Source organism: Actinomadura sp. 7K507 (assembly GCF_004348425.1).
Classification (GTDB): domain Bacteria; phylum Actinomycetota; class Actinomycetes; order Streptosporangiales; family Streptosporangiaceae; genus Spirillospora.
Genome location: NZ_SMKK01000448.1, coordinates 1 through 3,033, shown reverse-complemented (window position 1 = coordinate 3,033; position 3,033 = coordinate 1). Strand labels below are relative to the sequence as shown.

General features: G+C 66.7%; 3 protein-coding genes. All 3 read left to right on the top strand.

The annotated features are described in order from the left end of the window. Nucleotides 1–403: 403 nt before the first annotated feature. A complete protein-coding gene (locus E1285_RS44215; RefSeq protein ID WP_165967037.1) occupies nucleotides 404–1,183 on the top strand; it encodes a hypothetical protein in 780 nt (259 codons plus the stop codon). After that, a complete protein-coding gene (locus tag E1285_RS44210; protein WP_132160883.1) occupies nucleotides 1,176–2,018 on the top strand; it encodes a hypothetical protein in 843 nt (280 codons plus the stop codon). Before E1285_RS44215 ends, E1285_RS44210 begins: the two co-directional genes overlap by 8 nt. 91 nt (nucleotides 2,019–2,109) lie before the next feature. Beyond that, nucleotides 2,110–2,688, top strand: coding sequence for an NUDIX hydrolase (locus tag E1285_RS44205; RefSeq protein WP_132160882.1), 579 nt, complete (start codon nucleotides 2,110–2,112; stop codon nucleotides 2,686–2,688). Nucleotides 2,689–3,033: the final 345 nt, after the last annotated feature.

Below are 3,033 nucleotides of genomic sequence, written 5' to 3'. Positions count from 1 at the left end.
TATAATCCATACAGGCGGCATTCCAGTATTGGGATGCATAGCCCCGTCACGTTCGAAGGGCTCAACCTGCCCTCAGACGCCGTCGAGTGACCTCACCTCGGGTGTCCGTGCAACGGGGGGAAGCTCAGTGCGGGTCAGGGCTCCGCTGCGAGCGGACCTCACCGGTGGGTACACCGATGTTGAACCCTTGATCTCCTCCGGACCGTCGCGGGCGATCAGTATCGCGCTCAGGTCGTCTGTCATTGTGCACTGCGCCCGCAGTGCCGGCCCGGGCCCGCGCCGCGGCACGTGCCCGGGTGCGTCCGGCGGTGTCGGAGTTCGCCTGCGTGACCCGCGCGGCCAGGCACTGGACGTTACCGCGCCATCGCGCCTGGAACTCGCGGGCGCGGCAGGAATGGCGGGCATGCTCGGCCGTGCCATGGTCATCACCGATGTGGACGCGGTGCTCGACATAGAACTGGAACTGCCGCTCGGGATCGGAGTTGGCAGCTCCGGCGCCCTGCTCACCGCCGTATGCCGCGCTCTGCTCGCCGTAGGCGGCCGTACCCGGGTCCCCGACCTCTCCCTGCCGCATGTCGCTGCGCTCGTCGAGTGCGTGGCCGGGCACAGCAGTGGTATCCAGGACCAGCTCGCCGCGACGGCCGGCGGTTTGTGCTGCTACAGGTTCACCGGAGTGACGGTGGAGTGCACACCGCTGCCGCAGGCGCTGGGATTCCTCGATAGCGCCCGTGTCGTGGTCCCCCCGGACCGACGGGTCGGCTCAGGCCGGATGGTGGATCTCGTCCTCGGTGGTATGCACGGCCCTGACGGAGACGAGGTGCGGTCCGCGCTGCGCGCCCTGGTGCGCATCGGTGACCGGCTGTACGAGACGTTGTGCAGCGGCGCCTCCCAGTTCGCGGCGGCCCGTGACCTCGTCGGCCGAGTACTGGAGCAGCAGATCAGACTGCACCCGGTCATCAGGACGGCCGCCCAGGCCACGCCGTTGTGGCCGTTCCTTGAGTCGGGCGCCGTCGTCGCCAAACCGCTCGGCGGAGCCGGACCGGGTGCGGCCTGGCTCATGCTGCCGCCGGTACCCGACGAGATCCTTCACCGCCTGACTGCGGAGGACTGGACCTGCGAGCCCGTGGTCCCCTCCCGTACGGGGATTCGTGTGCTCCGTGAGGGAGGCGGAGGAGATGAGTGAGCAGACGAAGGGGGACGACTACGTCCGCCTTCCGAAGAACTGGTTGCTGACCGTGATGACCCTGATCACGGTCGGGCTGCTGGTATCTCTCGTCGTCTCGCTGCGCTCCGCGACGGATGAAGCCCTGGCGGCCACCGCCATGGCACTGGCCGTCATTTCCTTCTGCGGCCAACTCGCACTGACCGCGGTGAATTACGCCGTGGGCATCAGGCAGGAGCAGCGGGCGAGCCAGTTGCATCGCGAGACGCTGGAGGCGATCCTCAGCCTGAGGTCGGGAATCGAGTCGAACCTGTCCGCTACCAATATTCTTTCAGACCGATTCAACAGCGAATTCCAGACCATACTGGACTACGCCCTGGCCGAGTCGGCACGCGGCGCCCGGAGCGAACGCGAGGTCCAGCTCATCGAAAATATCGGCACAGACCTGCGTGAAAAGGCACTGGAGGCGGCGGTCTCCCTCCAGGACAGCGCCCGCAGCAGGCTCGCCGCCACGGCGGTCCGCCTGCTCCACGAGTCACCCGATACGGCATCGAACTCGGTGGCCTACTCGCGTGGTGTCATCTCTTGGGTGCGGGAAGGGCGCACGGAGCACTGCACCGCATATACAAAGGTGAACGAAAGCGACATTTCTATCACCGAGCTGACCGCGATCGCCGAGCAGGTCCGCCGTGATCACGAGGCCCGCACCGCCGGAACAGTGCCAGGACTTTGTTACGTTATCTTGTCCTCGAAACCAGACATCTTTGACGGCATAGATCCTAACTTCATCGCTGGAGCATGTGTCACCTGGATCGAGCGCTTCGGCTTGGACTTGGCCGGGGCCAACCAACCTTGACCACCGACCCAGCGACAGGCGGGAGAGAATTGTGAGCCGGACAGAAAGGGACGCGGCCGACGGCCATGCCCGCGAGCCGCAGCGCTGGCGAGTGCTCGATTCGGAGATGGCCCTCGATGAGACCTGGTGCAAGATCCGCCGGGAAACCGTGCGGCTTCCCGACGGCAGCGTGCTGAACGACTATTTCCTCGCCGTGCGGCCCGAGGTCGCGGTCGTGTTCGCCGTCTCGGACGCACGGCGTGTGCCGCTCGTGCGCCAGTACAAACACGGTGCGGGCGCGGTGACGCTCGAACTTCCGGCCGGCACGTTCACCACGGAGCGAGCAGAGGACGCCGGTCTCCGCGAACTTCGGGAGGAGACTGGCTGGTGGTCGGACGACGTGGTCTCCATCGGTGAGTTCTTCGACGACGCGAGCAAGAACACAAACCGCGTCCATTGCGTGGTCGCCCTGCACGCGGCCCCACGCCTGGCGCAGGACCTCGACGACACCGAACGCGCCGCAGGCCTCGAGGTCGTCGAAGCCGACCTCGACAAGATCCCCGCCCTTCTCGCCGAGGGAACCATCAAGGCCCAGTCGTCGGTCGCCTGTGCGTACCGAAGCCTCGCCTGGCTGCGAGAAAAAGGTCTCGCAGACGAACTCCCACATCCTCCCCGCCCTCACGACTCCTGACTGCGCCACAGCCCACCCGCACCGGCACCGGTCCGAGGACGTCGCCGGTGGGTGAGGTCTCCTGTAGCCGGTGGCGGGGAGAGCGACCACGAGTCACGGAAGGAGGTCGCACTCCGAGCGGCAAAGAAGGATCAACGGGCTGTGAGCGAAGGCAAGGGCACGTATCCCGCGTCCTGAGCCGGACCGATCACGCATCCGTCTGGACGCTGAGGTGCACCACGACGTATTCGTAGGCAGCGCGCTCGTGCGCCAGGTCCGAACAGTCATCCGGCCTCTCAGCCGCCTTGAGGTGACGAGCCGAGCAGGACCCCGGGCGACGCACGCCGGCCACGCATCGTCCTGGCC

Coding starts and splice junctions, on each gene's coding strand:
- E1285_RS44210 (WP_132160883.1), top strand. CDS start 1,176: ATGAGTGAGCAGACGAAGGGGGACGACTACGTCCGCCTTCCGAAGAAC.
- E1285_RS44215 (WP_165967037.1), top strand. CDS start 404: ATGCTCGGCCGTGCCATGGTCATCACCGATGTGGACGCGGTGCTCGAC.